Raw genomic sequence first — 519 nt, 5'->3', positions numbered from 1 at the left:
GACCCCCTTCGTGACCAGGGGGGCGCCGAAGCGGCTGATGCCGACGTAGAGGCCGCGGGCGCTGGGGCGGGCCTCGAGCAGGACGTCCTGGGTGAGGTCTTCCTCCTCGACGTGGGTGAGGAAGAAGTAGCCGCCGCCGAGGTCGCGGGCGGCCTCGAGCAGCACGGCGGTGCCGCCGTCGAAGCGGATGATCTGCTTGTCGAAGGACGTGAGTTCGGGCAGGGTGCCGCTCATCAGGGCGTGGGCCATCTCAAACCTCTCGAGCACGGGCCAGGGCTGGGGGTCTTCGCCGGTCTTGGTGAAGACCGCGTGGTAGAAGCCGCGGCCCTGCTCCTTCCACTTCAGGGCGTACTTGGTCTGCAGGTGGTGTTCGGGCGGGGGCGGGGTTTCGACCGCGAAGAGGCCGCTGGCGCGGGCCTCGGCCTGGGCGAACCGCCAGTATTCCTCGTGGTCGGTGGTGAGGAGCAGGGCGCCGCCCTCCGCGAGCCGGGTGGAGAGGCGGCGGAAGAAGGAGCGTTG

Annotated in this window: 1 pseudogene; it reads right to left on the bottom strand. The window is 70.3% G+C overall.

What is annotated here, in order from left to right:
• A pseudogene (locus tag Mterra_RS21560) lies at positions 1-519 on the bottom strand (tRNA (guanine-N7)-methyltransferase); the annotation flags it as partial.

The organism is Calidithermus terrae, assembly GCF_003574345.1.
In the GTDB taxonomy this organism is placed as follows: Bacteria; Deinococcota; Deinococci; order Deinococcales; family Thermaceae; genus Calidithermus; species Calidithermus chliarophilus.
Note: the sequence above shows the minus strand (reverse complement) of the source record. Positions and strands in the feature narration are given on the sequence as shown.